Origin of the sequence: Pseudovibrio sp. Tun.PSC04-5.I4 (assembly GCF_900104145.1) — a bacterium.
Taxonomy (GTDB): domain Bacteria; phylum Pseudomonadota; class Alphaproteobacteria; order Rhizobiales; family Stappiaceae; genus Pseudovibrio.
Window position 1 is genome coordinate 4,480,115 of the sequence record NZ_FNLB01000006.1, and the last position, 22,284, is coordinate 4,502,398.

22 protein-coding genes are annotated in these 22,284 nt (G+C 50.5%); 15 read left to right on the forward strand and 7 right to left on the reverse strand.

Annotated elements, in window-relative coordinates; genetic code table 11:
- Positions 1-53 precede the first annotated feature (53 nt).
- The gene (locus BLS62_RS26080; RefSeq protein ID WP_093188173.1) at positions 54-1,709 is read left to right on the forward strand and encodes an acyl-CoA dehydrogenase family protein; all 1,656 of its coding nucleotides are present in this window, start codon (positions 54-56) and stop codon (positions 1,707-1,709) included.
- Here the strand turns inward: BLS62_RS26080 and BLS62_RS26085 are convergent.
- Both BLS62_RS26085 and ruvX read right to left on the reverse strand, forming a co-directional pair.
- A complete protein-coding gene (locus BLS62_RS26085) occupies positions 1,694-2,632 on the reverse strand; it encodes an AEC family transporter (RefSeq protein WP_093188176.1) in 939 nt (312 codons plus the stop codon). The genes BLS62_RS26080 and BLS62_RS26085 overlap by 16 nt on opposite strands.
- A gap of 186 nt (positions 2,633-2,818) precedes the next feature.
- Positions 2,819-3,307 carry a Holliday junction resolvase RuvX gene (gene ruvX, locus BLS62_RS26090; RefSeq protein ID WP_093188178.1) on the reverse strand — a complete coding sequence of 163 codons (489 nt, stop codon included), beginning with the start codon at positions 3,305-3,307 and terminating at the stop codon, positions 2,819-2,821.
- 147 nt (positions 3,308-3,454) lie between these two features.
- On the opposite strand from ruvX, the gene ung reads away from it, so the two are divergent.
- Both ung and BLS62_RS26100 read left to right on the forward strand, forming a co-directional pair.
- Positions 3,455-4,138, forward strand: coding sequence for a uracil-DNA glycosylase (gene ung / locus BLS62_RS26095; RefSeq protein WP_208991264.1), 684 nt, complete (start codon positions 3,455-3,457; stop codon positions 4,136-4,138).
- 102 nt (positions 4,139-4,240) lie between these two features.
- On the forward strand, positions 4,241-4,981 hold the full coding sequence (locus BLS62_RS26100) for a metal-dependent hydrolase (protein ID WP_093188180.1): 741 nt from the start codon (positions 4,241-4,243) through the stop codon (positions 4,979-4,981).
- Between the two features lie 168 nt (positions 4,982-5,149).
- On the opposite strand, the gene BLS62_RS26105 is transcribed toward BLS62_RS26100, so the two are convergent.
- The 4 genes from BLS62_RS26105 to BLS62_RS26120 form a co-directional block, all read right to left on the reverse strand.
- Positions 5,150-5,623: a YHS domain-containing (seleno)protein gene (locus BLS62_RS26105; RefSeq protein ID WP_093188183.1), complete on the reverse strand. Its 474-nt coding sequence runs from the start codon at positions 5,621-5,623 to the stop codon at positions 5,150-5,152.
- 327 nt (positions 5,624-5,950) lie between these two features.
- A complete protein-coding gene (locus tag BLS62_RS26110; RefSeq protein WP_093188186.1) occupies positions 5,951-6,424 on the reverse strand; it encodes a YHS domain-containing (seleno)protein in 474 nt (157 codons plus the stop codon).
- A gap of 196 nt (positions 6,425-6,620) precedes the next feature.
- A complete protein-coding gene (locus tag BLS62_RS26115) occupies positions 6,621-7,166 on the reverse strand; it encodes a TetR/AcrR family transcriptional regulator (RefSeq protein ID WP_093188189.1) in 546 nt (181 codons plus the stop codon).
- Positions 7,167-8,153, reverse strand: a complete 987-nt coding sequence (locus tag BLS62_RS26120; RefSeq protein ID WP_093188192.1) for a GlxA family transcriptional regulator — start codon at positions 8,151-8,153, stop codon at positions 7,167-7,169.
- Positions 8,154-8,234: 81 nt separating this feature from the next.
- Between BLS62_RS26120 and BLS62_RS26125 the strand changes: the two genes are divergently transcribed.
- The 4 genes from BLS62_RS26125 (at position 8,235) to BLS62_RS31110 (ending at position 11,741) form a co-directional block, all read left to right on the forward strand.
- Positions 8,235-9,455, forward strand: a complete 1,221-nt coding sequence (locus BLS62_RS26125) for an MFS transporter (RefSeq protein WP_093188195.1) — start codon at positions 8,235-8,237, stop codon at positions 9,453-9,455.
- Between the two features lie 152 nt (positions 9,456-9,607).
- A complete protein-coding gene (gene gatC / locus BLS62_RS26130; RefSeq protein ID WP_093188198.1) occupies positions 9,608-9,895 on the forward strand; it encodes an Asp-tRNA(Asn)/Glu-tRNA(Gln) amidotransferase subunit GatC in 288 nt (95 codons plus the stop codon).
- A 45-nt stretch (positions 9,896-9,940) separates the two neighbouring features.
- Positions 9,941-11,422, forward strand: coding sequence for an Asp-tRNA(Asn)/Glu-tRNA(Gln) amidotransferase subunit GatA (gene gatA / locus BLS62_RS26135; RefSeq protein ID WP_093188200.1), 1,482 nt, complete (start codon positions 9,941-9,943; stop codon positions 11,420-11,422).
- A gap of 148 nt (positions 11,423-11,570) precedes the next feature.
- On the forward strand, positions 11,571-11,741 hold the full coding sequence (locus BLS62_RS31110) for a hypothetical protein (RefSeq protein ID WP_159436574.1): 171 nt from the start codon (positions 11,571-11,573) through the stop codon (positions 11,739-11,741).
- A gap of 29 nt (positions 11,742-11,770) precedes the next feature.
- Here the strand turns inward: BLS62_RS31110 and BLS62_RS26140 are convergent, their stop codons facing one another.
- A complete protein-coding gene (locus BLS62_RS26140; protein WP_159436575.1) occupies positions 11,771-13,075 on the reverse strand; it encodes a reverse transcriptase domain-containing protein in 1,305 nt (434 codons plus the stop codon).
- 621 nt (positions 13,076-13,696) lie between these two features.
- On the opposite strand from BLS62_RS26140, the gene BLS62_RS26145 reads away from it, so the two are divergent.
- The 8 genes from BLS62_RS26145 (at position 13,697) to BLS62_RS26180 (ending at position 22,282) form a co-directional block, all read left to right on the forward strand.
- On the forward strand, positions 13,697-14,152 hold the full coding sequence (locus BLS62_RS26145) for a MarR family winged helix-turn-helix transcriptional regulator (protein ID WP_093188206.1): 456 nt from the start codon (positions 13,697-13,699) through the stop codon (positions 14,150-14,152).
- Positions 14,153-14,340: 188 nt separating this feature from the next.
- Positions 14,341-14,811, forward strand: coding sequence for a cysteine hydrolase family protein (locus BLS62_RS26150; RefSeq protein ID WP_093188209.1), 471 nt, complete (start codon positions 14,341-14,343; stop codon positions 14,809-14,811).
- A 316-nt stretch (positions 14,812-15,127) separates the two neighbouring features.
- Positions 15,128-16,345, forward strand: coding sequence for an NAD(P)/FAD-dependent oxidoreductase (locus tag BLS62_RS26155; RefSeq protein WP_093188212.1), 1,218 nt, complete (start codon positions 15,128-15,130; stop codon positions 16,343-16,345).
- 132 nt (positions 16,346-16,477) lie between these two features.
- Positions 16,478-18,001: a multicopper oxidase family protein gene (locus BLS62_RS26160; RefSeq protein WP_093189638.1), complete on the forward strand. Its 1,524-nt coding sequence runs from the start codon at positions 16,478-16,480 to the stop codon at positions 17,999-18,001.
- 200 nt (positions 18,002-18,201) lie between these two features.
- A complete protein-coding gene (locus tag BLS62_RS26165) occupies positions 18,202-18,501 on the forward strand; it encodes a phosphatidylglycerophosphatase (protein ID WP_093188215.1) in 300 nt (99 codons plus the stop codon).
- A 245-nt stretch (positions 18,502-18,746) separates the two neighbouring features.
- Positions 18,747-20,234, forward strand: coding sequence for an Asp-tRNA(Asn)/Glu-tRNA(Gln) amidotransferase subunit GatB (gatB, locus tag BLS62_RS26170; protein ID WP_093188218.1), 1,488 nt, complete (start codon positions 18,747-18,749; stop codon positions 20,232-20,234).
- A 219-nt stretch (positions 20,235-20,453) separates the two neighbouring features.
- Positions 20,454-22,061 (forward strand): OpgD/OpgG family glucan biosynthesis protein, encoded by a 1,608-nt coding sequence (locus BLS62_RS26175; RefSeq protein WP_093188221.1) that lies wholly within the window; start codon positions 20,454-20,456, stop codon positions 22,059-22,061.
- Entirely contained in the window at positions 22,058-22,282 is a 225-nt protein-coding gene (locus tag BLS62_RS26180) for a hypothetical protein (protein ID WP_208991097.1), read from the forward strand. The genes BLS62_RS26175 and BLS62_RS26180 overlap by 4 nt, the downstream gene beginning before the upstream one ends.
- Positions 22,283-22,284 lie beyond the last annotated feature (2 nt).

Below are 22,284 nucleotides of genomic sequence, written 5' to 3' on the forward strand. Positions count from 1 at the left end.
GCAACGCGCGGGTTAACCTATCAAAATCATTGAAGTAACTCGCGGGAGAAAAAATGGAAAAAGTTTCACAGGCCACTATGATGACTGGGGTGATCAATCAAGCTCCTCCATATTGTGGATATAACCTTGCCGAGAGTGACCCAATTCTCCTTGCTGATATTGGCGGAACGGGATCCAATGATTCTGCCCACGCAGAGCTTATCAAGTTTGGTGAGCAGTGTGGAGCAGCTGATGCACTGGATCTGGGGAGATTGGCAAATGTGAATGAGCCGGTGCTTAAAACGCACGACCCATATGGGCGTCGTTTGGACATTGTCGAATTCCATCCTTCTTACCACGCTTTGATGCGTCGTTCCTTTGAAGCCGGTCTTCACAGTGCATCGATAGAATCCATGCAGCCGGGCGGTGAGCGGGCATTTTATCTGCGTGCTCGTAAATATTTCATCATGAGCCAGGTGGAAGGTGGTCACCTTTGCCCTGTGACCATGACAAATGCGTCTGGCATGGCTTTGACACAAGCCCCTGAGCTTGCCGAAGTCTGGAACCAGCGCATTGCGACCCGCAAGTATGATCAGCGCTTTCGGCCTGCAAGTCAGAAGCAGGGCGTAAGCCTTGGGATGGGCATGACGGAAAAGCAGGGTGGCTCTGATCTGCGCCAGATCATCACCCGCGCTGATAAGGTTTCGGAAGATACCTATGTGATCAACGGTCACAAATGGTTTTTCTCAGCACCGATGTGTGATGCCTTTCTTGTGCTTGCCAAGCTGGAGAGCGGACCAACCTGTTTCCTCGTTCCTCGCATTTTAGAGAGTGGCGAGGTTAACGGTCTGGACTTCCAGCGTTTGAAGAATAAGCTTGGCAACAAGTCCAATGCCTCTTCAGAAGTTGAGTTCAATAATGCGATTGGCTTCCTTGTCGGTGAAGAAGGCAAGGGTATCAAAACCATCCTGAGTATGGTGACACCGACGCGTGTAGATTGCTGTATTGGTTCTGCCGCGCTGATGCGTGCTGCAATTTCACGTGCTGTTCACCACACGTCCTATCGCAGTGCGTTTGGGGAGCGGTTGATTGAAAAGCCGCTGATGCAGCGCGTGCTTGCGGATATGTCTTTGGACATGGCTGCCAGTGAAGCGCTGGCCCTGAAACTGGCCCATTGCATGGATCGGGAATCAACTGACCCGCAAGCTGCTGACTTCCTGCGTATCATTACACCTGCTGCGAAATACTGGATCTGTAAGAGCGCAGAAGTCGTTGCGGGTGAGGCGATGGAGTGTCTGGGCGGTAATGGCTACGTCGAAGACCACGATATGGCCCGTATTTACCGCGAAGCACCTGTGAACAGCATTTGGGAAGGCTCAGGCAATATCATGGCGCTTGATTTGCTGCGTGCGATGCATCGCAGTCCAGATGCGTTCATGAATGTGCTTGGTATGCTGGAAGCGGACCTCGGCCCTGCTGGTAAGGTTTCGGTTGAGGTGTTGCAGGCGGCGGCTCGTACATGCCTTGAAGATGAAGGCGGTGCGCGTTTGCTGACAGAACAGCTGGCGATTACAGCTGCGGCTGCTGCGCTGAAGGAAGTTGCACCACCGGCAATCGCCAATGCTTTCATCGAAACGCGAATGGCGGGTCAATGGCGCTCCAGCTATGGCATGCTGGATGCGCGTTATAATGCAAAGAGCATTCTGGAATGGCTTTACCCGATTAAGTAAGCCACGACCAGTAACCACGCTGGAATGGAAAGTGCGGCGGCAACTGTTTGAAGGGTCAGAATTTCGGCCATCAATTTGGCGTCGCCGCCCATTTTTCGTGCAAGCACAAAGCTTGCTCCTGCTGACGGGACAGAGAACACCAGTACCACAATTGTAAAGGCGATGCCTTGCAGCCCCATGAACAGAGCGAAGCAGGCTGCGATTGCTGGGGCGATGATGTTTCTTAGAATTAGTGCGGCTGTTAACGCTGGGCCGGGCCTGCGCAACGCTCCCAAATCCAAAGCGGCCCCCACGCACAATACGGCGATTGGCAAGGCAGCACTCCCCAAAAACGTTAGATAATTGGCAATGAAATCCGGTATGTTTTCGCCGGACAAGTTGAGCAGAGCACCGGCGGCAACGCTTAGGATAAACGGGTTCTTGGCGAGTTCTTTCAGGAACGTTTTGAACGAGGGCACACTGCCGCCCGCGTAGATGGAAAGCACTGTCACGCACAGGAGATTGGCCGAGGGGATCATGACTGCCATGATAACAGCAACCAGTGCGACACCTTCCTCACCAAAACTGTTGGCAGCGATTGCCATGGCCACAAAGGCATTCCAACGGACAGCTCCTTGAAAAATGGAGGTGAACCGTGGGCCGTTGATGGCGAACTTCTTTTTGAGAAGAGGTTGAAGCACAAGCGTTAGAACGGCCAGCGTACAGAACGTTCCCAGCACCGCGAGTGTTAGCTCTATCACCGGCATTTCAGAAAAATCTGATGTGCCCACATTGATGAAGATAATTGCGGGTAGGAGAACCCAATACGCGAGATCTTCCATGCCGCCCCAGCGCTCTCGGGGTATTATTCCGCGGTCGCGCAAAAACCAACCGGTAGCTGTGAGAAGCAGGACTGAAGCAATTGCTGAGAGTGCAGAGAACATGGGTATGCTTTTATAGGCTGGCAGTGCGGGTCATAACTGTGACGGGCAGAACTGCATGTGACGGGACGGTTTGGGGGAAGGTGTAAACAATCCCGTAAAATCACGTAGCCTGAATAAAGGTTTGGCGTAAAGCGCTGAGCGGTTTAAATTTTCTCAAGTAATGTTGCGTGGGCGTATTGATGGTAATCAATACTGCTCTGGTCCGCCGTAGCTTAACCGGTCAAGAAAGCCTTGCAGGATGTAGGCTGCTGCCATCTTATCGACGAGTTCTGCCCTGCGTGCGCGGGAACGATCTGCTTCGATGAGAGTTCTGGTTACCGCTGCGGTTGAAAGACGTTCGTCCCAATAGGTGATGGGAATTTCGGTCTTTTGTGCAAGGTTTCGCACAAATGCGCGGGTTGCCTGACAGCGCGGTCCTTCGGAGCCATCCATGTTGAGAGGCAGACCCATAACCATGCCAAAGACGCCGTGTGTGTTGCAAAGATCCAGCAAACGTTCTGCATCCAATGTGAATTTTTGACGCTTGATCGTCTCAAGAGGAGAGGCTATCCGGCGGGTAATGTCTGACAGCGCCAGACCAATGGTTTTTGAACCAAGGTCAATGCCGATCACCCGGTCTCCATCGTAAAGCGTAGTGTCAAAATCTTCGAGTGTGAATGTAGGATCATTTGCCATGGGCGCGAGGTAGCACGGCTCGCCTGTTCCGCCAAGCGGGTTTATGGGCTTTTTATCGGGGACATACAGGCAATGGGTTCTGTTGATGCTGGTTTTATGTTCTGTGCTGTGGCCCAAAGATGGGTAAGGAACCTATTGAACATGAGGATAGCGGTGACGCAGGTACAGTTTGAAGATGGATGGCAGAGTGTTTTAGCGCCTGAGATGAGTAAGCCGTATTTTCAAAAGCTTCAGGATTTTCTTGAAGCTGAGGAACGGGCTGGCAAAACCATCTTCCCGCCAAAAGCTGAGTGTTATGCTGCGTTTGAAGCTGCGCCGCTGAAGGATGTCCGTGTCGTTATTTTGGGGCAGGATCCATACCATGGTGAGGGGCAGGCCCACGGGCTTTCGTTCTCGGTTCGTGAAGGTGTGAAGCTGCCGCCCTCCCTGCGCAATATCTATAAGGAGCTGGAGAGTGACCTTGGTATTGCTCCTGCATCGCATGGGTGCTTAACCCAATGGGCCGAGCAGGGCGTTCTGCTACTCAACACATCCCTCAGTGTGGAGGAGGCAAAGGCGGGGTCTCACGCCAAGAAGGGCTGGGCGCCGTTTACGGATGCGGCGATTAAGGGCTTGTCGGAGGCACGTGAGAATCTGGTGTTCATTTTGTGGGGGGCTCATGCGCAAAAGAAGCTGGACTTGATTGATTGTGAGAAGCACTTTGTGTTGATGAGTGTTCATCCATCGCCGTTGTCAGCGCATCGTGGTTTTTTTGGTTCCGCTCCTTTTTCGAAGAGCAACTCCTACCTGAAAGCGCAGGGAATACCGGAGATAGATTGGATGATATCTTAGGGTTTAAGGATTGTGTAACCAAATCATTACTAGTCTTGGTCATATTTTATTTATCACGGTTTGCGCTGTGTTTGATGCGGACTGAAATGAGGGATCGGCGATATGGAATTGCAGTTTTTGGGCCATTCGGCTTTTAAGGTTACACTTCCTGGCGCAACCCTGCTGATTGATCCACTTTTGACTGGTAACCCGAGCTTTCCTATGGAGATGAGTGTTGAGGAGGTCAGTCAGGGTGTCGATCATGTTCTTCTCACCCATGGTCACGATGATCATGTGGGAGATGCAATTGATATTTTAAAAGCCACTGGTGCGACGCTCACAGCGAATTGGGAAATTTGTATGTGGGCGCAGGATAAGGGCGTTGAGAAGATCAATCCCATGAACCATGGTGGCTGTGTTGATATGGGCGCATTTGGTGTTGCTTTGACCAACGCTGTTCACAGTTCGGCATGCTCATTGGATAGTACTGGCAGTATAGCTGATGTTTATCTGGGCAATCCAGCGGGTCTTGTGGTGATGGCAGAGGGTGAACCAACGCTTTTGCATATGGGTGACACGGACATCTTCTCCGACATGGAGCTGATCAACGAGATTTACCGCCCGCAGATTGGCATTGTACCGATTGGTGACCGGTTTACTATGGGCGCACGGACTGCCTCAATGGCGTGCCAACGTTACTTCGAATTCCAGACGATTATTCCTTGCCATTATGGGACGTTCCCGATTCTGGATCAAAATGCGGATGAGTTTACGGAACTGATGGGGGATAACGCGTTTCGTGTCGCTGCGATTACGCCGGGCGAAACGGTCAAAGTGCACAATGGAGTGCTGAGCGCTGTTTGAATTTGGCCGGCGCATTGGATTACAAAAGAAAGGCCCCAGTTTTCACTGAGGCCTTTTGAGTTTAAAAGGGACACGTTCCGCGAATTATTCGTTTTTGTTGTATCTCACGCTGAGTTTGGGGCACGCGTGAGATTTCGGTCTTTAAGGGAGACTTGGGTTGGGGTTCGCTTAAAGATCGTTTTCTGGTGTGTGCTCAATTCCAGGCCAGTTTTCGTTTGCCCGGGTGATAGAAGCTTTCGGATCTTTTAGGAAGCTACGCTGGGCACCGGCATGGGCGTTCAGGTAAAGTTTGCCGTCAACGATTTTCCATTTGTCTGGCTGGATCGGAATTTTCACACCAAAGCTAACACCAGTTGCACACCAGCCACCGTACTGAGGCGCGTACTTGACTGGGTCTGCCTTAAACTTATCAAGATTGCTCTGGCTTGAAAATTTCCACTTCACACCTTGATAAGTGGTTGTGTACTTGGCATTGCCAGCGACTGGTTTGTCTTCAGTGAAGTATGCCACCGGGTCCGTACCCTTGATTGCATAACCATCTTCGACAAAGTTGGTTACATCATCAGCCATTGCGGTCATCGGGACCGTCATTAATGTTGATAGTGCAAGTCCAACTGCAAGCATTGTGGATTTAAGCTGCATGGGGGTACTCCTTCCGGCTTTTTCTTTAGGCAAGTCTGAAGCAGTCTGGCCTGTTTCGTTTACCAATCGATTAGGTTCAATCGCTGGTTTTTATCTGTGTTCCATAAACACTATGGAATAATAGTAATTCTAAGGCTAATAACGCTTCATCACCGTTTCGCGAACTGGTTGTGAGTGTGACTTCTACATGTTTAAAACGAAAGAAAGCCGCAGAATTCTGCGACTTTCTCTAGGGTTCAGCGGCATATTTCACTGAGAATTGGGGAGATTTTCGGAATAGACGCTAGGCGTCGCCTATTTGAAAATATGCCGCCGAAACTTAAGGGCTTAAAGCTTGTCAGGTGCTACGTCGCGGATGTCGACCCAGTTGGTGTCAGCGTTGGTGATTGTCTCGGATGTGCGGGACTGCATACGCTTAACAGCACCGTCATGTGCGTTGAGGTAGAGCTTGCCATCAACAATCGCCCAAAGGTTAGGCTTGGTTTCCAGCTTGCTGCCGAAGGAGGCGCCCACTGCACACCAGCCACCGTATTGTGGGGCGAATTTGGTTGGTTCTGCCACGAACTTGTCGCGGTTTTCAGCATTGGCGAATTTCCATGTCACACCGTCATATTGTGCGGTGAAGTCTGCATTGCCTTGCACTGGTTTGTTCTGCGTAAAATCAGCAACTGGATCGGTGCCGTTAATTGCGTAGCCGCCAGAAGTGTACGTTGAGATTTCGTCGGCAAAGGAACCGAAAGCGCTTGCGGAGAAAGCCGCACCTGCAATGAGTGCTGCAACAGCGATTGATTTGATTTTCATTATATTACCCTCAATTAAACAATGAACCATGCCAGAATTGAAAAGCGCCGGTCAGGATTAGCGCTGATTTGTTCTGGCACCCTCGGCCCGTGGAAGCTGCCCGTTTTTGCAAGGCCCAGTCTTATTGCCTCAAATGTACGTACAAGTGCCAATCAAGTGTCATCACCAAGAGGAGAGAAACTTTGAATTGTTATGATTAGCGGGTAATGGATTGAATTAGTTTAGTTATTTCGACCGCTTGTGGTTTGCGAGCGCGAATGAGGCTGGTGAAAAACAAAAATCCCATCAGCTGATCGATGCTGGTTTCCATGGATGCCGTTGCATTCCAGTAGACAAAGACCTGTCTTAGATGTGTGCGTTGCTCTCCCTCGATAAGGAATAGCTCTTCTTTGAGCGTCGGCTCAGCCAGAAGTGCGAGCCATGCTTTGCCGAGCGGCGTTTCATGCAGAGCCTGCTGAATGTTCGTTGCGGCTTCAACTAAGTCTTTTTGAAAATTGGCCATGCCGGGATAGACGGGAGGCACCTGCCGGAAGCCATAATGCAGCGCTTCCAGAGCTAAAGCGTCTTTCGTTTTCCATCTGCGATAGATCGCTTGTTTGGATGTGCTTGTTTTATCCGCAATGTGTTGGGTTGAGGTGCCATGAAAGCCACGGGTTGCCAGAGCCCTTAGCGTTTCTACAAGGATTTTGCGGGTCAGGCCTTCGTTTCGGGGCCGCCCTTTTAAGGTGCTAGGCTGAAGCATTTAGTTGGCCTGTTTTGTGGGCGCGGCACATAGAGCTTGTGAGAACCGTTCTACATAATCAGATGGCGAGATACCAAAGTTTCGTTGGAAGGCGCGGCGTAGGTTTTGGATATGACCAAACCCGGAAAGGTGCGCGGCCTGTTTGATGGAGCTGCGTCTCAGGAGGGCTGTTCTGGCAAGGTCCAGCCGCAAACACTCCACGAACTGGGCTGGCGTCGAGCCAATGTCTTCTTTTAAGCGGCGGTGCAGGGTGCGGGTGGAGACGCCTGCTGCATTTGCCATGGCATCAATACTCCAATCCCCCTCAGGTTCTGAGAGCTTGGCGATGTTGGATTGCCCTGCTGCTTGTAAGGAGAGAGCGGATGAAAATTGTGCTTGCCCGCCATGCCTGCGCAGATAGACAACCAGCTCCTGCGCTGTTTTGAGGGAGATGCCAGCACCTAGGTCCAGCTCGATCAGGTGGAGGGCGAGGTCAATGCCTGCCGTGACACCAGCAGAGCTGTAGATGTCACCCGTGTTAACAAAGAGTTGGTCCATCTGCCAATCCACCTGCGGAAACAGGTTTTGCGCCATGGCAGCGCGGCTCCAGTGCGTACTTGCCATTTTGCCATTGAGGATGCCAGCCTGTGCCAGAAGGAGCGCGCCGGAGCAAATGGAAACAATGCGGGTGTTGTTGGTGCGCTGAGCAGCGTCTTGCAGGACCGAGGTGAACTTGTTTTCACTCAGAGCAAGATCGACCGCACCGCCGGGGATGAGCAGGTCTGCCTCAAAGTTCCAATCTTCAATGGCTCCATCAACCGCGATTTTGATGCCCGGTTGGCTTTCTACCGGTTTGCCATCTACGGAGAGCACCCTGAGTTTATAGCTTGGTTTGTAGCAGTCCGCCGTCCAGAATGCCTGCATAGGGCCTGCAAGATCCAAAAGGTTTATTCCGTCATAGACGAGCGCATCAATAGGACGTGGTTGGGTTCTGATTGTTTTTGGCATAATTTGAAGCTTTATTGTCCTAACTGCCATTTACCTTAGGCTGTAGTCTGCAAGTCGTCAAAATTTATTTGAGGGAATATTATGGGATTACCGGAAGTGGCTGCTGTTGAGCCTTCGTTCAAAGCGCGGAATTTCCCGCTTGTTTTGGTGGCTACTGCAGTTTTATCGATGCAAATGCCCATTTTGATTGCGATCAGCGCATTGGCTGGGTCGTATCTGGCACCACACCCGATGATGGTCACGGTTCCTCTTGCGTTGCAGATGTTTGGAAACTTCCTGTTTGCGACGCCTATCTCTTTGTTTATGGGGCGGTATGGACGAAAGAGCGGAATCCTGCTGGGTGTGCTTCTGAGTGTTGTCGGGGCATTGCTGTGCGTTTATGCGCTTATCTCTGACCGGTTTATTATGCTGCTGGCTGGTCATGTTCTGTTGGGTATTGCATCCGCTGCCTATACCTTTATGCGATTTGCTGCTGCTGACAGTGCCAGCCCTAAGTGGAAGCCTATGGCGATCTCTCTCAGTCTGTCTATGGGATTGCTCTCTGCCATTCTTGGGCCCTCGCTGGTTGGGCTGGTGAAAGATATAGGCGGTGTGGTTCCTTTCGTGGGGAGCTATCTGGCATTGGCAGGCGTAGCTGTTGTTGGTGCGCTTCCTGTGCTTGGGTTGAGCCTGCCGCCTGCACCTAATGCACATCGCAAGGGTGAGGGGATGTTGTTGTCATTGCGTGTGTTACGGCGTCCAGCTGTTTGGGGGGCAACTGCTTGTGCCGCGCTTTCCTTTGGGTTCATGACCATGCAGATGTCGCCGACGCCGCTTTCCATGGAGTTTTGTGGGTTTTCCGTTGGACAATCCAGCGATGTGATCCGTTGGCATCTGGTGGCGATGTTTGGGCCGAGCTTTGTGACGGGTTTCATTATCCGCAGGCTTGGAACAACACCGGTTATGGTGCTTGGGTTGTTGATGCTGGCAGGTGCTGGTGTCGTCGGGGCGATGAGTGTTGAGCTCTGGGCGTTCTACGTGGCGCTTATCCTGCTGGGGATTGGTTGGAACTTCGGGTTCATCGGCGCATCCACTCGTTTGGTGGAAGTGGTTTCCCCGCAAGATGCTCCATTGGCACAGGGGGCGAATGATGCGGTGGTTGCTCTTGTTTCCGCTGTTTGTGCGCTCTCGACTGGTATCTTGTTCAGCACAGTTGGGTGGGCGTGGCTTTCACTTTCCGCAGTGCCGTTGCTGCTGGGATTGGCGTTGTGGCTGATGGTGGAGGGTGTTCGCGGACGGCAGGAGGTGTTTGTTACGCAATAAACGGTCCCAACTGGTTCCGTAAATATGAGAATAAGAGGGATGAACAGCAGGGCAGTGATTGTTCTGCTGTTTGTCTTCGTATATTCCAGTGCAGAGATTTTTGGTCACCCTGCGCACTTATCGCAGGAGATGGCCTTCAAGTGGAGAGTGATATGTCGGTAGATCTGAACACGGTGAAGCGTGTTGCTGGGCTTGCCCGCATCAAGGTTTCAGAAGAGCAAGCTGAAACCATGACCGGTGAGCTGAATATAATCCTTGGGTTTGTTGAGCAGCTTGACGAAGTGAATATTGATGGCGTTGAGCCAATGACATCCGTTGTTGAGCAGTCCATGAAGAAACGCGCTGATGGCCAGACTGATGGCGGTTACGCCGATAAGATTGTTTCCAATGCGCCAGTGACAGAAGACAACTTCTTCACCGTGCCTAAGGTTGTTGAATAAGCGCCGGGCTTTGCCTGACCCTATCCCTTTTCAAGGATTACCTAGTTGACTGATCTTACCAAACTGACGATCGCTGAGGCGCGTGATAAACTTGCAGCCCGCGACTTTACAGCTTCTGAACTCACTGAGAGCTACCTCGGTGCTATTGAATCCGGCAATGAAGCGCTGAATGCTTTTGTTGCTGTGACTGGCGATATTGCCCGTAAGCAGGCGAAAGCCTCTGACGCGAAGATTGCTGCTGGCGAAGCACGTCCATTGGAAGGTATTCCGCTGGGCATTAAAGACCTTTACGCCACCAAGGGTGTGCACACACAGGCATGTTCTCACATTCTGGATGGTTTTAAGCCGGAATATGAATCCACCGTTACGCAGAATCTGTTTGACGATGGTGCTGTGATGCTCGGCAAGCTCAACATGGATGAGTTTGCGATGGGGTCTTCCAACGAGACTTCTTATTACGGCAATGTTGTAAACCCATGGCGCCGTAATGGCACTGAGACCGCTCTGGTCCCGGGTGGCTCTTCCGGTGGGTCTGCGTCTGCTGTTGCTGCGCATTTGTGTGCGGCTGCAACCGCCTCTGATACCGGTGGTTCCATTCGTCAGCCTGCTGCGTTGACTGGTACTGTGGGCATTAAGCCTACATATGGCCGTTGTTCGCGCTGGGGCATGGTTGCATTTGCATCCTCCCTTGATCAGGCTGGCCCGATTGGCCGCACAGTGCGTGATAATGCGATCCTGCTGACATCGATGGCCTCTGTTGATGCCAAAGACACCACATCCGTTGATGCGCCTGTGCCGGATTATGAAGCCTTCGTTGGCAAGTCCATCAAGGGCATGAAGATCGGTATCCCGCGCGAATACCGTATGGATGGCACCCCGGCTGTGATTGAAGAGCTGTGGCAGCAGGGTATTGCATGGCTGAAAGATGCTGGCGCTGAGATCGTCGAGATTTCTCTGCCGCATACCAAGTACGCTCTACCAGCCTACTACATTGTGGCTCCTGCTGAAGCGTCTTCCAACCTTGCGCGTTATGATGGCGTTCGTTACGGCCTGCGTGTGCCGGGTGATGACATCATTGATATGTACCAGAACACCCGCGCTGAAGGCTTTGGTGATGAAGTGAAGCGCCGCGTGATGATCGGCACCTACGTTCTTTCCGCTGGTTATTACGATGCGTACTACCTGAAAGCGCAGAAAGTTCGGACCCTCATCAAGCAGGACTTCGACAATGCGTGGGCTGCTGGTATTGATGCTATCCTGACCCCAACCACGCCAGATGCAGCGTTTGCGCCGGGTGAAATCACTGATCCAGTGACCATGTACCTGAACGACGTATTCACCGTGACTGCAAACATGGCTGGCGTACCGGGCATGTCCATTCCAGCAGGCGTCAACAAAGACGGCCTTCCTCTCGGCCTGCAGCTGATTGGCAAGCCGTTTGACGAAGGCACGCTGTTCCAGATTGGCGAAGTGATCGAACAAGCCGCTGGCCGCTTTGAGCCTTCCACCAACTGGTGGTCTAAGTAAGCTTTAAGGCTGATATCGAATTAGAGAAGCGCGGTGAGGGCAACCTGACCGCGCTTTTTGTTTGCCGTGAATTTGCTAGGGATTATCCTCGTAAACCCGACATCACCACACGGTGGCGGTGCAGAGTTTGAGGCGTGGCGTGGCTTTTATGCAAGATCGATGGGGTCGCGCTCTTGGCTCTGGGTCCCGGCTCGGGGGCCAGGATGACAGCGGTGATGTTGACTTAAACTGTGCCACATACTCCAACGTCTTCCCGCACTTGATGTGGGATCCAGTGGGCGGAACTCCGGGATCGCCAAAGCTCAATGAAAAAATGTAGTAAAGGGGGGGGGGCTTACTGCGATTTTTCTATTTTTTTTTGTAAACCGCAGCTTCGACCCTGTCCTTAAGAAAGGTTTTGAAACCATTTATTTGTTTTGGTATCACATCAGACTTGCGGCCTAGAATTTGATTTGCCCGCTTTACATATGTCCAAAATGACCATGACTTCACATCATCCAGCTGGAGTTCGCGGCTCTCAACTTTTAAGTATCGCTTGCAAACATGAGAAATGTTAAATTTTTCGACTAGGGCCACTTTGTCTATAGTTGGATTATTTTTGATAATTCGTATGGCTTCACGGCGGCATGTTGCAGAAGCTTTTCGGAACAGGCGAGATATTGTTGCGTCTCTTAAGTAAATGTTTGTGCCATCAAACCTGAAGCCGAGATATTCAAATCCGTTTTTTCCTTGTGGCCCACCTAGGTGCTCATACGATAGGCCTGTCCGATTTCTCTCGTACTTTACTATGCAAGTTTTCGCGTCTTTGATTTCTAATGACTGTCCATGTTCAGTGATGGCGTTAAGTGCGAAGATGCGCGCTTCTTCAGCTTCATCTCTAGCGCCAGGCAAGATTAGGAGAATGTCGTCAGAATAACGGTAGTAGTATCCGTTTTTTTCCTTTGCGAATGAATACATTGCCTTGTCAAAGCTCAATAGATAAAAATTCGCAACAAGATCTGATATAGGCGTGCCTTGGGGAATGCCAACTTTAAGTGTATTTTTCGAAATCAGTGAGGTAAATCCTGCTCCTTGCCCTGCTATTTTTGAGCGAAAATCAGTTGGTGAACAAAGCTGTTTAGGAATGTCTTTATAATCTTTGAATTTTTCAGCTCTTTTGTATCGAGCTGTGCCGTTAATAATCGATTTTTCAATGTACCCTAATCGTGTGTAGACTTCATTTTGATCTACATACCTGTACTGCGTTAGGTTTTTGAAAACTGCAAAGTGATCGCGTGGTAGGTAATCCACATCAAGTAAGTCACTCCAAATTTCTTTAATTTGTGCGTGATTTAGATTCTCAAAGAATTTTCTAATATCCAATGCAATAGCGACGCAATCGCCAATCTCATCTATTCGATCAAATGCCTCTTTCGCAAAATCGATATTGCATTTCCCTGCGTTTCCGGTTTTCATAATCCGCCGGTAAGCGATAGGGCAATCGGAAATGCCGAGCTGCTTTAAACGCTCTTCGTATTTAATAATGAGGATCTTACGATAGTGAGCATATATGTAAGCGTCGCGGCGGGCTGCATAACGGATATTACGACTTTTTTTGTCCGGCTTTGATCGTGACCCCGTGCGATAAGGCTGCCATTCGTTTACATAATGCATCAAGGGAAAGAACTTTTTCTGGGTCAGATATGAGGCTTTGTATATTGCGCTTTGAAATGGGCGCATCAAAATGAGGGTAATGCTTTAGCTCACTACTGGAAATTACAAAATTGCTGGTCATATTGGTCCGTCGAGTGGGACCCAGAACATCCGATATACGCCTTATATCGTTAGCATCTCTGAGTCCCGCCGTTATACTATAAGCGTGTCTTACGACGATGTCGTGTATACTGTGATAAGTTTAATGTACGAATGTACTTTATCATACTGTCGCCAACATAAACTAACAAGAACGGAAATACCTATGACGATACTGCTCATTCTGGTTGAGCTTGCTGCCAGCCTTGACAGTTTAAACACGAAACTGCATAGGCCTATTGCCTATGATAGTGTTTGATGGGGGATGCAATCTCTAGTTTCAAGAGCGATTGTGAAATTTTCACTCTTTTTTGAGGTTTAAATTTCCTATGTTGCACTTATAGCAGACGAACTCTAGAGCAACGATACAGGAGGGGAACCACAAACATCGTACTTACATTTGTCAACTAAGTTGACAGAGTCATCTCCAAGTTGTTTTGTTGGCCTATGGAAAAGACTAGGACACATGAGGAGCTCTGTGGTGTGAGTGGTGAGCAGGAGCTTGCTGGTGTTCTTTATGAGAGCATTCAGATTACGCGGCCTTTGTTGAGGCATATTACCAATGCGGTGGAGGCTGCCTCGTTGAAGGTGGGGGTGAGTGTTGGTGAGCGCGCAGTTTTGGAAGTGCTTTACAACAGTGAAGATGCTTTGACCGCTCCGCAGATGACGGAGCTGCTGGACCTCAAGCGCCAGTTTGTGGCGCGGGTGCTTGCCACCAGCAAAGCCAAAAGCTTTGTAGAAGAGAAGCTCAACCCAACTCATAAACGGGCGCACTACCACCAGCTCACGGAAGCAGGGCGGGCGGCGATTGCTGAGATATGCGGAGCTGAGTTGCGGGTGTTGAAGTCACTGTTGCAACGCCTGAGTGCAGATGAGGTGATTGCTCATCTTAAAGTGCAGAAAGCTCTGCTGCAATGTTTCTCAAGTTTTCCTGACTAATGCATATAAGGAGGCGAGTGTGAGTCTATGGGGTGTGATTGGAGTGATCGCGTTGGTGGTGATTGCAGGGGCCAACGCAGGGGGCTTCAATTGATAGAGCCAAGCGACCGAACACGGCTGTTCTCCTTATAGATATGCAGGAGGCCTTTACTAAGGAGACCAAGGCGCGGCAGTAGGACCCGGCTTATATGGCTGGCCGGATTACGGTGATGAATGAGCTGGCGAAAGATGCAAAGCTTAAAGGCCAGTTCATTGTGGCTGTGAAGCAGGTTTATGAGGGAGCTTACACCAACTTTCTGATTGGGTTACTGGGAGAGGGGCTTTGCACCAAGGGTTCATCGGGGCTTGAGTTGGACAAGCGGTTGGCGTTTGCACCGGCTATCACCGTGATAAAGCATGTGGGGGACACATTTACCAATTCTGAGTTTCTTCAGTTTTTGGAGACGCATGGTATCGGGACACTTCGTATTGCCGGGTTAGATGGGTGCTACTGTGTAAAGAGCACAGTGCTGAGTGCGCTTGGGCGTGGTTATGGAGTGGAGCTGGTGGAAGATGGCGTGCTTTCCATCAGTCAGGAGAGTTGGAAAACGTGCCGGACTGAATTGGAAGAAAAAGGTGCCCATCTTGTACAGGCACCCCAGTTGGAAGGCACCTTGTGACGTGTAATTGTTCTGTGGGACAATCTTGGATAAGTCTGCGATATTTCGCAGGTTTTTAGTTTGAGAATGCGAACTGCATGAATTGATATCGGGAAAGGCCCTGTAAAAGTTACCCTTCGCAATAGGGAGGAAACCAGTCGTATATCATGGCCCCTACTAGATGTTGGGTGTCTGCTGGTTTTAGGCCATAGCGGCTTGAAAAATACACCTTTGCCTTGGGGATTAATGCGGGATAGGCTGTGGGTATATTGTTTAGATTGCTGCGTAATGTGTTATTGCTCTGTCTCCCAAGAACAAGAGAGCAAACAGGAATAGCATGGCAGACGTTGAGTGCATCGTTATCGGTGCCGGTGTTGTGGGCTTAAGCGCGGCTTATGAGCTGGCGCGTCGGGGGCGTGAAGTTATTGTGCTGGAACAGCACGAAATTATCGGCTCTGAGATCAGCGCTCGCAACTCCGAAGTTGTCCATGCTGGTATCTACTACCCAAAAAACTCATTAAAATCAAAAGCCTGCGTGCAGGGCAAAGAGATGCTTTATTCCTTTTGCGAGGAATTTAACGTCCCTTACAAGCGCGTTGGTAAGCTGATTGTTGCGACTGATGAAAGTCAAGTCTCAATGCTTGAGGGCATTAGGGCGCGCGCAAACGCCAATGGCGTTGAAGATCTTTTGATGCTCAATGAGGCGCAGGCACAAGGGTTTGAACCTAACCTTGCGTGTAAGGGAGCCCTGTTTTCTCCATCCACAGGCATTGTGGATAGTCACACCTATATGATGGCGCTGCAAGGTGGATTAGAGTCTCACGGCGGGCTGGTTGTTGTGGGCACGGAAGTGACACAGATTGAAACCGGTATGCGGCCAAGTGAGCTGATGGGCGCTGATATTCTGGTTGAGGAAGATCTGGAAGCCGCTGATGCAGGTTTTGCTGAGGATGAGCTGGAAGATCTGCCGGCTAAAGAATTTAAAGGCGAGGGTTTCACCATTGTGATGAAGGATGGCTATGCCATCACATGTCATGAGTTGGTGATTGCAGCTGGTCTGCATTCCAACAAGGTGCTGAGCAAAGTAGCAGGGCATATGTCTCGTCCTGTCCCTAAGCTTTATTATGCCAAGGGCAACTACTTCAGCCTTGCGGGCGACTCTCCGTTCTCTCATCTTATCTACCCAGTGCCAGAGCCGGGCGGGCTTGGTATTCACCTCACCGTTGATATGGGTGGTCAGGCTCGATTTGGGCCGGATGTGGAGTGGATCGATGAGATCAACTACGAGGTGGATGAGGCGCGCGGCGAGAAGTTTTACGCCCAGATCCGCAAGTATTACCCTGAGCTGATGGATGGCAGCTTACAGTCGGATTATTCCGGCATTCGTCCAAAACTGGTCCAAGCTGGTGCTGATGCGGCAGATTTTGAGATCTGGGGTGAAGAAACCCACGGAATTCCGGGGCTGCTGGCGTATATGGGGATTGAATCTCCGGGTCTGACCAGTTCATTGGCTCTTGGTTCCATGGGTGCCGATCGCTTGATTGGTGCTGAGTAAACCGCTCCAATCCGCTTAGAATTATCCAAGAAAATTTAGGGTTTTCTCCCGTAAAGTCATCTCCAACTGAGTTGGGGGTGCGCTTTCGTGCGTGTGCTCCAACCAAATCCTGCAAAAGAACTGGGTGCACACATGAGGCTTTCTCGTAGAGATTTCGTGAAAATTGGCGCGGGCAGTGGTCTTGCTGCCGGATCCGCCGCATTTGTTTCAGGTGCTGCATATGCGCAGCAATCAACCCCTGTCTTGCCGCCGCCCTCTGTGAAAGCAGAAGGGCCTTGCGCCAAGTCTCTTTTGGGAGAGGGGGTCGCTAAACCGGATTTTACCCTTGATGTTGATGAGAAGCCTTACAAAGCCTATGGCGTTGACCTTAAAGCTCAATTGGTGGGTGGGTCGTGGCCGGGTACTCCAATTCGATACACCGAAGGGGACATGTTCCGGGTTCTGATCAACAATCGGATGAAGGAGCCAACTTGCATTCATTGGCATGGCCTGTTGTTGCCTTCCCTCATGGATGGTGTTCCAGAGATTTCACAGTTGCCGATTTTGCCGGGGACCTCTCAGTATTATGAGTTTCCGTTGGTTCAATCGGGCAGTTATTACTATCACTCACATCTTGGTTTTCAGGAGCAATACGGCCTGCTCGGCTCCCTCATTATTGATGCATTGGACAATCCTTACTCATATGATGAGGATGAAGTGCTGATGTTCTGCGATATTCCGCCCGCTGAAGGCCCTGAGATTATTAAAGATTTGCGAAGCGGGTCAAAGCGCCCTGAGATAAATGAGGCCTATGAGCCGCCCAATACCAAAGGCTTTGATATTGATGTGCGCAATGCGGGCATCACACTGAATGGCAAGAGTAATGATGATCCGTGGATCCTGAGCGTCAAGAAAGGCGCGCGGCTTCGGTTGCGGTTGATCAATGCAACGGGCAGCACGTTTTTCCGGGTTCAGCTGGCTGGCTTGAAGTTCACCATTATTGAGGTGGATGGAAACCGGGTGAAGCCCTTTGAGGCTGACAGTGTGATTATTCCAACAGCGGCGCGTTATGATGTGCTTGTCGATATCCCCCAGGGCGGCAGTTATACGCTTCATGCAGCGGTGCTTGGGGATGATATTCAGTGTATTGGCGTGATCCATACTGATGATGTTGCTCCCGTTGCCAACAAGGGACGGGCGGAATTCAAGGGCGTCACCGCTGATTTTCGAAGTCTGCGTTCTTTCAAGGAATCTGATTTTGGGCGTAAGGCAGACCGCATGCTTGATGTTCTGCTCTCTGGAAACATGAAGTCCTACGAGTGGGAGATGAATGAGCATTATTGGCCTGCGGAATATGCAGGGCCGGATCCGCTCAAGACCTATCTGGATGTTGAATACGGGGAGGTGGTTCAGCTGCGGATGATCAATCGGTCTCGTATGTCTCATCCGATGCACCTGCACGGACACACGTTCCGGGTGCTTGGGACGAAGGATGACAGGTTTGCGCCTGTTATGGATACAGTATGGGTGCCAGCTGGAGAGACGGTGACCATTGAGTTTCTTGCGAATAACCCAGGAATGTGGGCGTTTCATTGCCACAATATCTGGCATCTGGCCGTTGGGATGATGCAGCCCGTTCGGTATGTAACGACCAGGCCTTTGCGTGATGCGGAATAGATGTAGCGCGGCCTGCTGAGGTCGGGGATAGCAGGGTAAGATCTGTCATGGATGGTCGGAATACAGAATTCCACAAGGTAACGGCTTAAGTCTATTTCGCTGTTGGTTGAATTGTGTGCTAGAGGAAAATACGTAAGGCGCGTTTTAGCCAACACTGTTGGCTGTTCTGGTGTCGTGATGAGCAACGATTTGAGAAATAGATGACCGATGATATCTCCGTAGTCCTTTTGGGCTCTGGCTTGTTGAACCCGTTTGGGATCCTGATTGCAGCCTATATGGGTTACTATGCGAACCAGAAGGCTAAGATTTTTATTGCCGGGTTTGCCGCCGCTGCTCTGAGCCTTTTTTTAGAGGGTGTGTTGGAGCTTGTTGGAATTCAAATGCCGTGGGACCCTGAAGTTGGGCCGCTGGCGTTGTTCCCGTTCCGCTTTGCGACGGGCATTGTTGTAAGTGCGATTGCTATGAAAATTGGGGCTAAGCGTCGTCAGTCGCACAGGTAATTCCGGTGGGTTTATGCTGATCGTTTTGTGGTCAATGTGCTTAAGAAACGAGCTGAATTGCTTTTCTTCAAGCTTCTCCCCGAAATTTAGGCAAAATGGCAAAAAAACGAGCCAAGAATTGCTTGCCTTCGCGTAGTTGAGGAGCTACCCAACACCTTTGAGAATTAAGGTGGTCCGCGTTGCTTTGTTTTTGCAAGTGCAATTGATTTGGCACGTGACCTAAACGAACACAGGATATTGATCGCATGACGCTGCTTGTCGATACGCGCACACCGGATCCGAAGAAATTCATCAAGGGCGTAACTGGCGACTGGGAAATCGTAATTGGTTTGGAGGTTCACGCTCAGGTGACTTCTGAGGCCAAGCTTTTCTCTGGCGCTTCCACCAGCTTTGGCAGCGAACCCAATAATAACGTGAGCTTGGTTGATGCGGCTATGCCGGGCATGTTGCCTGTCATCAACGAAGAGTGTGTCCGTCAGGCTATTAAAACCGGTCTTGGTCTTAAAGCAGAAGTCAACCTGAAGTCTGTTTTTGACCGCAAAAACTACTTCTACCCGGATTTGCCGCAGGGCTACCAGATTTCGCAGTTCACGCAGCCAATCGTTGGTGAAGGCATCGTTCATCTTGATATGAAGAGCGGCGAGCAGGTTGAAGTGGGCGTTGAGCGTCTTCACCTTGAGCAGGATGCTGGTAAATCTTTGCATGACCAGCACCCGACCATGTCCTACGTTGATTTGAACCGTTCCGGCGTTGCTCTGATGGAAATCGTTTCCAAGCCAGACATTCGTTGTGCTGATGAAGCGAAAGCCTACCTCACCAAACTGCGTACTATCCTGCGTTACCTGGGTACTTGTGATGGCAACATGGACCAGGGGTCTATGAGGGCTGATGTGAACGTGTCTGTTCGCAAGCCGGGCGGCGAGTTTGGTACACGCTGTGAAATCAAAAACGTCAACTCCATCCGCTTTGTTGGGCAGGCTATCGAATATGAAGCCCGTCGTCAGATCGGTGTTCTGGAGGATGGCGGCTCTATCGAACAGCAAACCCGCCTGTTTGATAGCGTGAAGGGGGAAACCCGTTCCATGCGCTCTAAAGAAGAAGCGCATGATTACCGTTATTTCCCTGATCCTGATCTTTTGCCGCTTGTGTTCTCTCAGGAACTGGTTGATGAGCTGGCAGCGAGCCTGCCAGAGCTGCCTGATGAAAAGAAAGCCCGTTACATCACTGAATATGGTTTGACCCCATATGATGCTGACATTCTTGTTGCTGAGCGCGTCTCCTGTGACTTCTTTGAGGAAGTTGCAACGGGCCGCGACGCCAAGCTTGCTGCGAACTGGGTTATCAACGACACATTTGGCCGTTTGAACAAAGAAGGTCTGGACGTAACCACCAGCCCGATCTCCTCAGCTCAGCTGGGTTCAATCGTTGATCTCATCAAAGCAGGCACGATTTCCGGTAAGATTGCGAAGGATCTTTTCGAGATTGTTTGGACTGAAGGTGGTGATCCTGCTCAGATCGTTGAAGAACGCGGACTGAAGCAAGTGACGGACCTTGGAGCTATTGAAGGGATCGTCGATGAGATCCTTTCAGCGAACCCTGACAAGGCCGAACAGGCCAAAGAAAAGCCGGGTATGCTTGGCTGGTTTGTAGGCCAAGTAATGAAAGCGTCCAAAGGTAAGGCAAATCCACAGGCCGTTTCGGACATGTTGAAGGCGAAAATTGGTCTCGACTGAAAATAACCAATAGTATCAATGAGTAAGGCCTGCCAGCTTGGTGGGCCTTTTCTTTTGGGGGCTACCACATATAAGCCATATTAACCTAAGATAAACTTCAGGTGATCGGGCGTTATGAAGACTTGTCTGGTCTGGGATCTAGGTTCTGCTAGAACTTCTAGTTGTGTGGTGTATCACTACTCCGCGCTTTGTTGTATTATGAATTTTGGGGGCATCTCGTTGCTTTATCAACGAAGTCGTTTTCTTTCCAATATCGCTGTTGTTGGCGTCTTATGCTCATGTGTTGGGCTTGAATTTGTCGCTTCTACTTCAGCTGCTGTTGCTAGCGAAAGCACTCAGTCTCTGACTTCTTTTAGGTTTGAAACTCTGGTTGCAAAGGCGAAAGCGCGAGCTGCTAAAGCCTATGTCGAACCCGTGAGTGAGTTGCCAAAAGCGCTGGCAGCTTTGCAGTATGATGGCTACCGTAAGATCGCGTTTAAGAGAGAACGTAGCAAGTGGCCAGACAATGAGAATTTTCGGGTTCAGGCTTTCCACCCCGGGTGGTTGTTTGACACTCCGCTGAAAATCCATGAAGTGAATGAGGGAGCAGCTCAGCCCCTGGTCTTTGAAGCTGCTGACTTTGACTATCAAGATGCCAAACTAAGTGCATCCCTGAGTGAAGTTTCGTTTCCCGGTGTTGCTGGCTTTCGTCTGTTGAACCCTCTCAATGTTGAGGGGCGGATGGACGAACTGGTTGCGTTTCTTGGCGCTAGCTATTTTCGTGCTTTGGGTGCAGGTAACGTTTACGGCCTGTCCGCCCGTGCGCTGGCGATTGACACGGCAAGTGGCAAACCGGAAGAGTTTCCGCGGTTCTCCGCATTCTACCTGAATAAACCAACGGCTGACTCTGACACTGTGACTGTTTGGGCCGAGCTTGATAGCCCAAGTGTGACTGGTGCGTATCAGTTTACTTTTAAGCCGGGACAGCAAACGGAAGTTGATGTGAGCGCGCATTTGTTCTTCCGCAGCGATGTGGAACGGTTGGGTATTGCGCCCCTGACATCCATGTATCTTTTTGGCGAGAATGACCGTGTTGGCTTTGATGATTTTCGCCCGGAAGTGCATGACAGTGATGGTCTGAAACTTCGGTTCGCCGATGGTAAGACTGCGTGGCGTCCGCTTTCCAACCCCCATAACCTGCAACTTTCCTTTATTGGAGCAAAATCTCCAGCTGGATTTGGCTTGATGCAGCGGGATAAAGACCTGAGGCATTATCAAGACCTTGAAGCACGCTACGACAAACGACCGAGCCTTTGGATTGAGCCGCAGGGCGACTGGGGTGTCGGTGCCGTTATGCTGGCTGAAATCCCAACGGATAAAGAGATTAACGATAATATTGTTGCCTTCTGGTCTCCTGAGGGAGACGTGAAATCGGGGGATGACCTCTCGTTCCGCTACAAAATGTACTGGGGTGACGAAGTTGACCGTTCTGAGCAAGCTTTGATGCCGGTGATGCAAACACGAGCAGGAAAAGCGGGCCATGCAGCCTCAGAAGACGATGCTTTGTCTCGCAAATTCGTCGTTGATTATGATGCAACTCTGTTTGCTGAAAGCGGATTGAATGGGGAGCAGCTTGTACGTGCAAAGCCATTTATTGAAAGCGCTGCTTTAAACGGCACAGTAGACTTTTCCGATGTGACCTACATTGAAGAACTTGGTGTTTACCGGGTCATTCTGGATGTTACGCGTCGTGATCTTGAAGTGCCAGTTGAATTACGTCTTCAACTGAGCGATGGGGAAATGGCTGTTTCTGAAGAATGGCTTTACCAGTGGGGGTGGAGCTCATGATGACTGCAAATACAATGGAACATGCTGTGCCTAAGATTACATTATTGCCGCTTGAGAGTGGGCCTGTCGCACATTTGGCGATGCCGGTTCAGGACTTGGCGGCCGGTGATAGCTGGATGTTTTTGGTGTGGCGCCGTTTGCGGCATGGCCGCAGCTGGTCTGCTATTCCTTCGCAGCAAACTGGTCTGCATAAAGCGACCTCCAGTTTTTCGGAGCAGTAGAC

Excerpts from the sequence above, each read along its gene's own strand:
- BLS62_RS26080 (WP_093188173.1), top strand. The coding sequence starts at position 54 with ATGGAAAAAGTTTCACAGGCCACTATGATGACTGGGGTGATCAATCAA.
- BLS62_RS26085 (WP_093188176.1), bottom strand. The coding sequence starts at position 2,632 with ATGTTCTCTGCACTCTCAGCAATTGCTTCAGTCCTGCTTCTCACAGCT.
- ruvX (WP_093188178.1), bottom strand. The coding sequence starts at position 3,307 with ATGGCAAATGATCCTACATTCACACTCGAAGATTTTGACACTACGCTT.
- BLS62_RS26100 (WP_093188180.1), top strand. The coding sequence starts at position 4,241 with ATGGAATTGCAGTTTTTGGGCCATTCGGCTTTTAAGGTTACACTTCCT.
- BLS62_RS26105 (WP_093188183.1), bottom strand. The coding sequence starts at position 5,623 with ATGCAGCTTAAATCCACAATGCTTGCAGTTGGACTTGCACTATCAACA.
- BLS62_RS26110 (WP_093188186.1), bottom strand. The coding sequence starts at position 6,424 with ATGAAAATCAAATCAATCGCTGTTGCAGCACTCATTGCAGGTGCGGCT.
- BLS62_RS26115 (WP_093188189.1), bottom strand. The coding sequence starts at position 7,166 with ATGCTTCAGCCTAGCACCTTAAAAGGGCGGCCCCGAAACGAAGGCCTG.
- BLS62_RS26120 (WP_093188192.1), bottom strand. The coding sequence starts at position 8,153 with ATGCCAAAAACAATCAGAACCCAACCACGTCCTATTGATGCGCTCGTC.
- BLS62_RS26125 (WP_093188195.1), top strand. The coding sequence starts at position 8,235 with ATGGGATTACCGGAAGTGGCTGCTGTTGAGCCTTCGTTCAAAGCGCGG.
- gatC (WP_093188198.1), top strand. The coding sequence starts at position 9,608 with ATGTCGGTAGATCTGAACACGGTGAAGCGTGTTGCTGGGCTTGCCCGC.
- BLS62_RS31110 (WP_159436574.1), top strand. The coding sequence starts at position 11,571 with ATGCAAGATCGATGGGGTCGCGCTCTTGGCTCTGGGTCCCGGCTCGGG.
- BLS62_RS26140 (WP_159436575.1), bottom strand. The coding sequence starts at position 13,075 with ATGCATTATGTAAACGAATGGCAGCCTTATCGCACGGGGTCACGATCA.
- BLS62_RS26150 (WP_093188209.1), top strand. The coding sequence starts at position 14,341 with ATGGCTGGCCGGATTACGGTGATGAATGAGCTGGCGAAAGATGCAAAG.
- BLS62_RS26155 (WP_093188212.1), top strand. The coding sequence starts at position 15,128 with ATGGCAGACGTTGAGTGCATCGTTATCGGTGCCGGTGTTGTGGGCTTA.
- BLS62_RS26160 (WP_093189638.1), top strand. The coding sequence starts at position 16,478 with ATGAGGCTTTCTCGTAGAGATTTCGTGAAAATTGGCGCGGGCAGTGGT.
- BLS62_RS26165 (WP_093188215.1), top strand. The coding sequence starts at position 18,202 with ATGACCGATGATATCTCCGTAGTCCTTTTGGGCTCTGGCTTGTTGAAC.
- gatB (WP_093188218.1), top strand. The coding sequence starts at position 18,747 with ATGACGCTGCTTGTCGATACGCGCACACCGGATCCGAAGAAATTCATC.
- BLS62_RS26180 (WP_208991097.1), top strand. The coding sequence starts at position 22,058 with ATGATGACTGCAAATACAATGGAACATGCTGTGCCTAAGATTACATTA.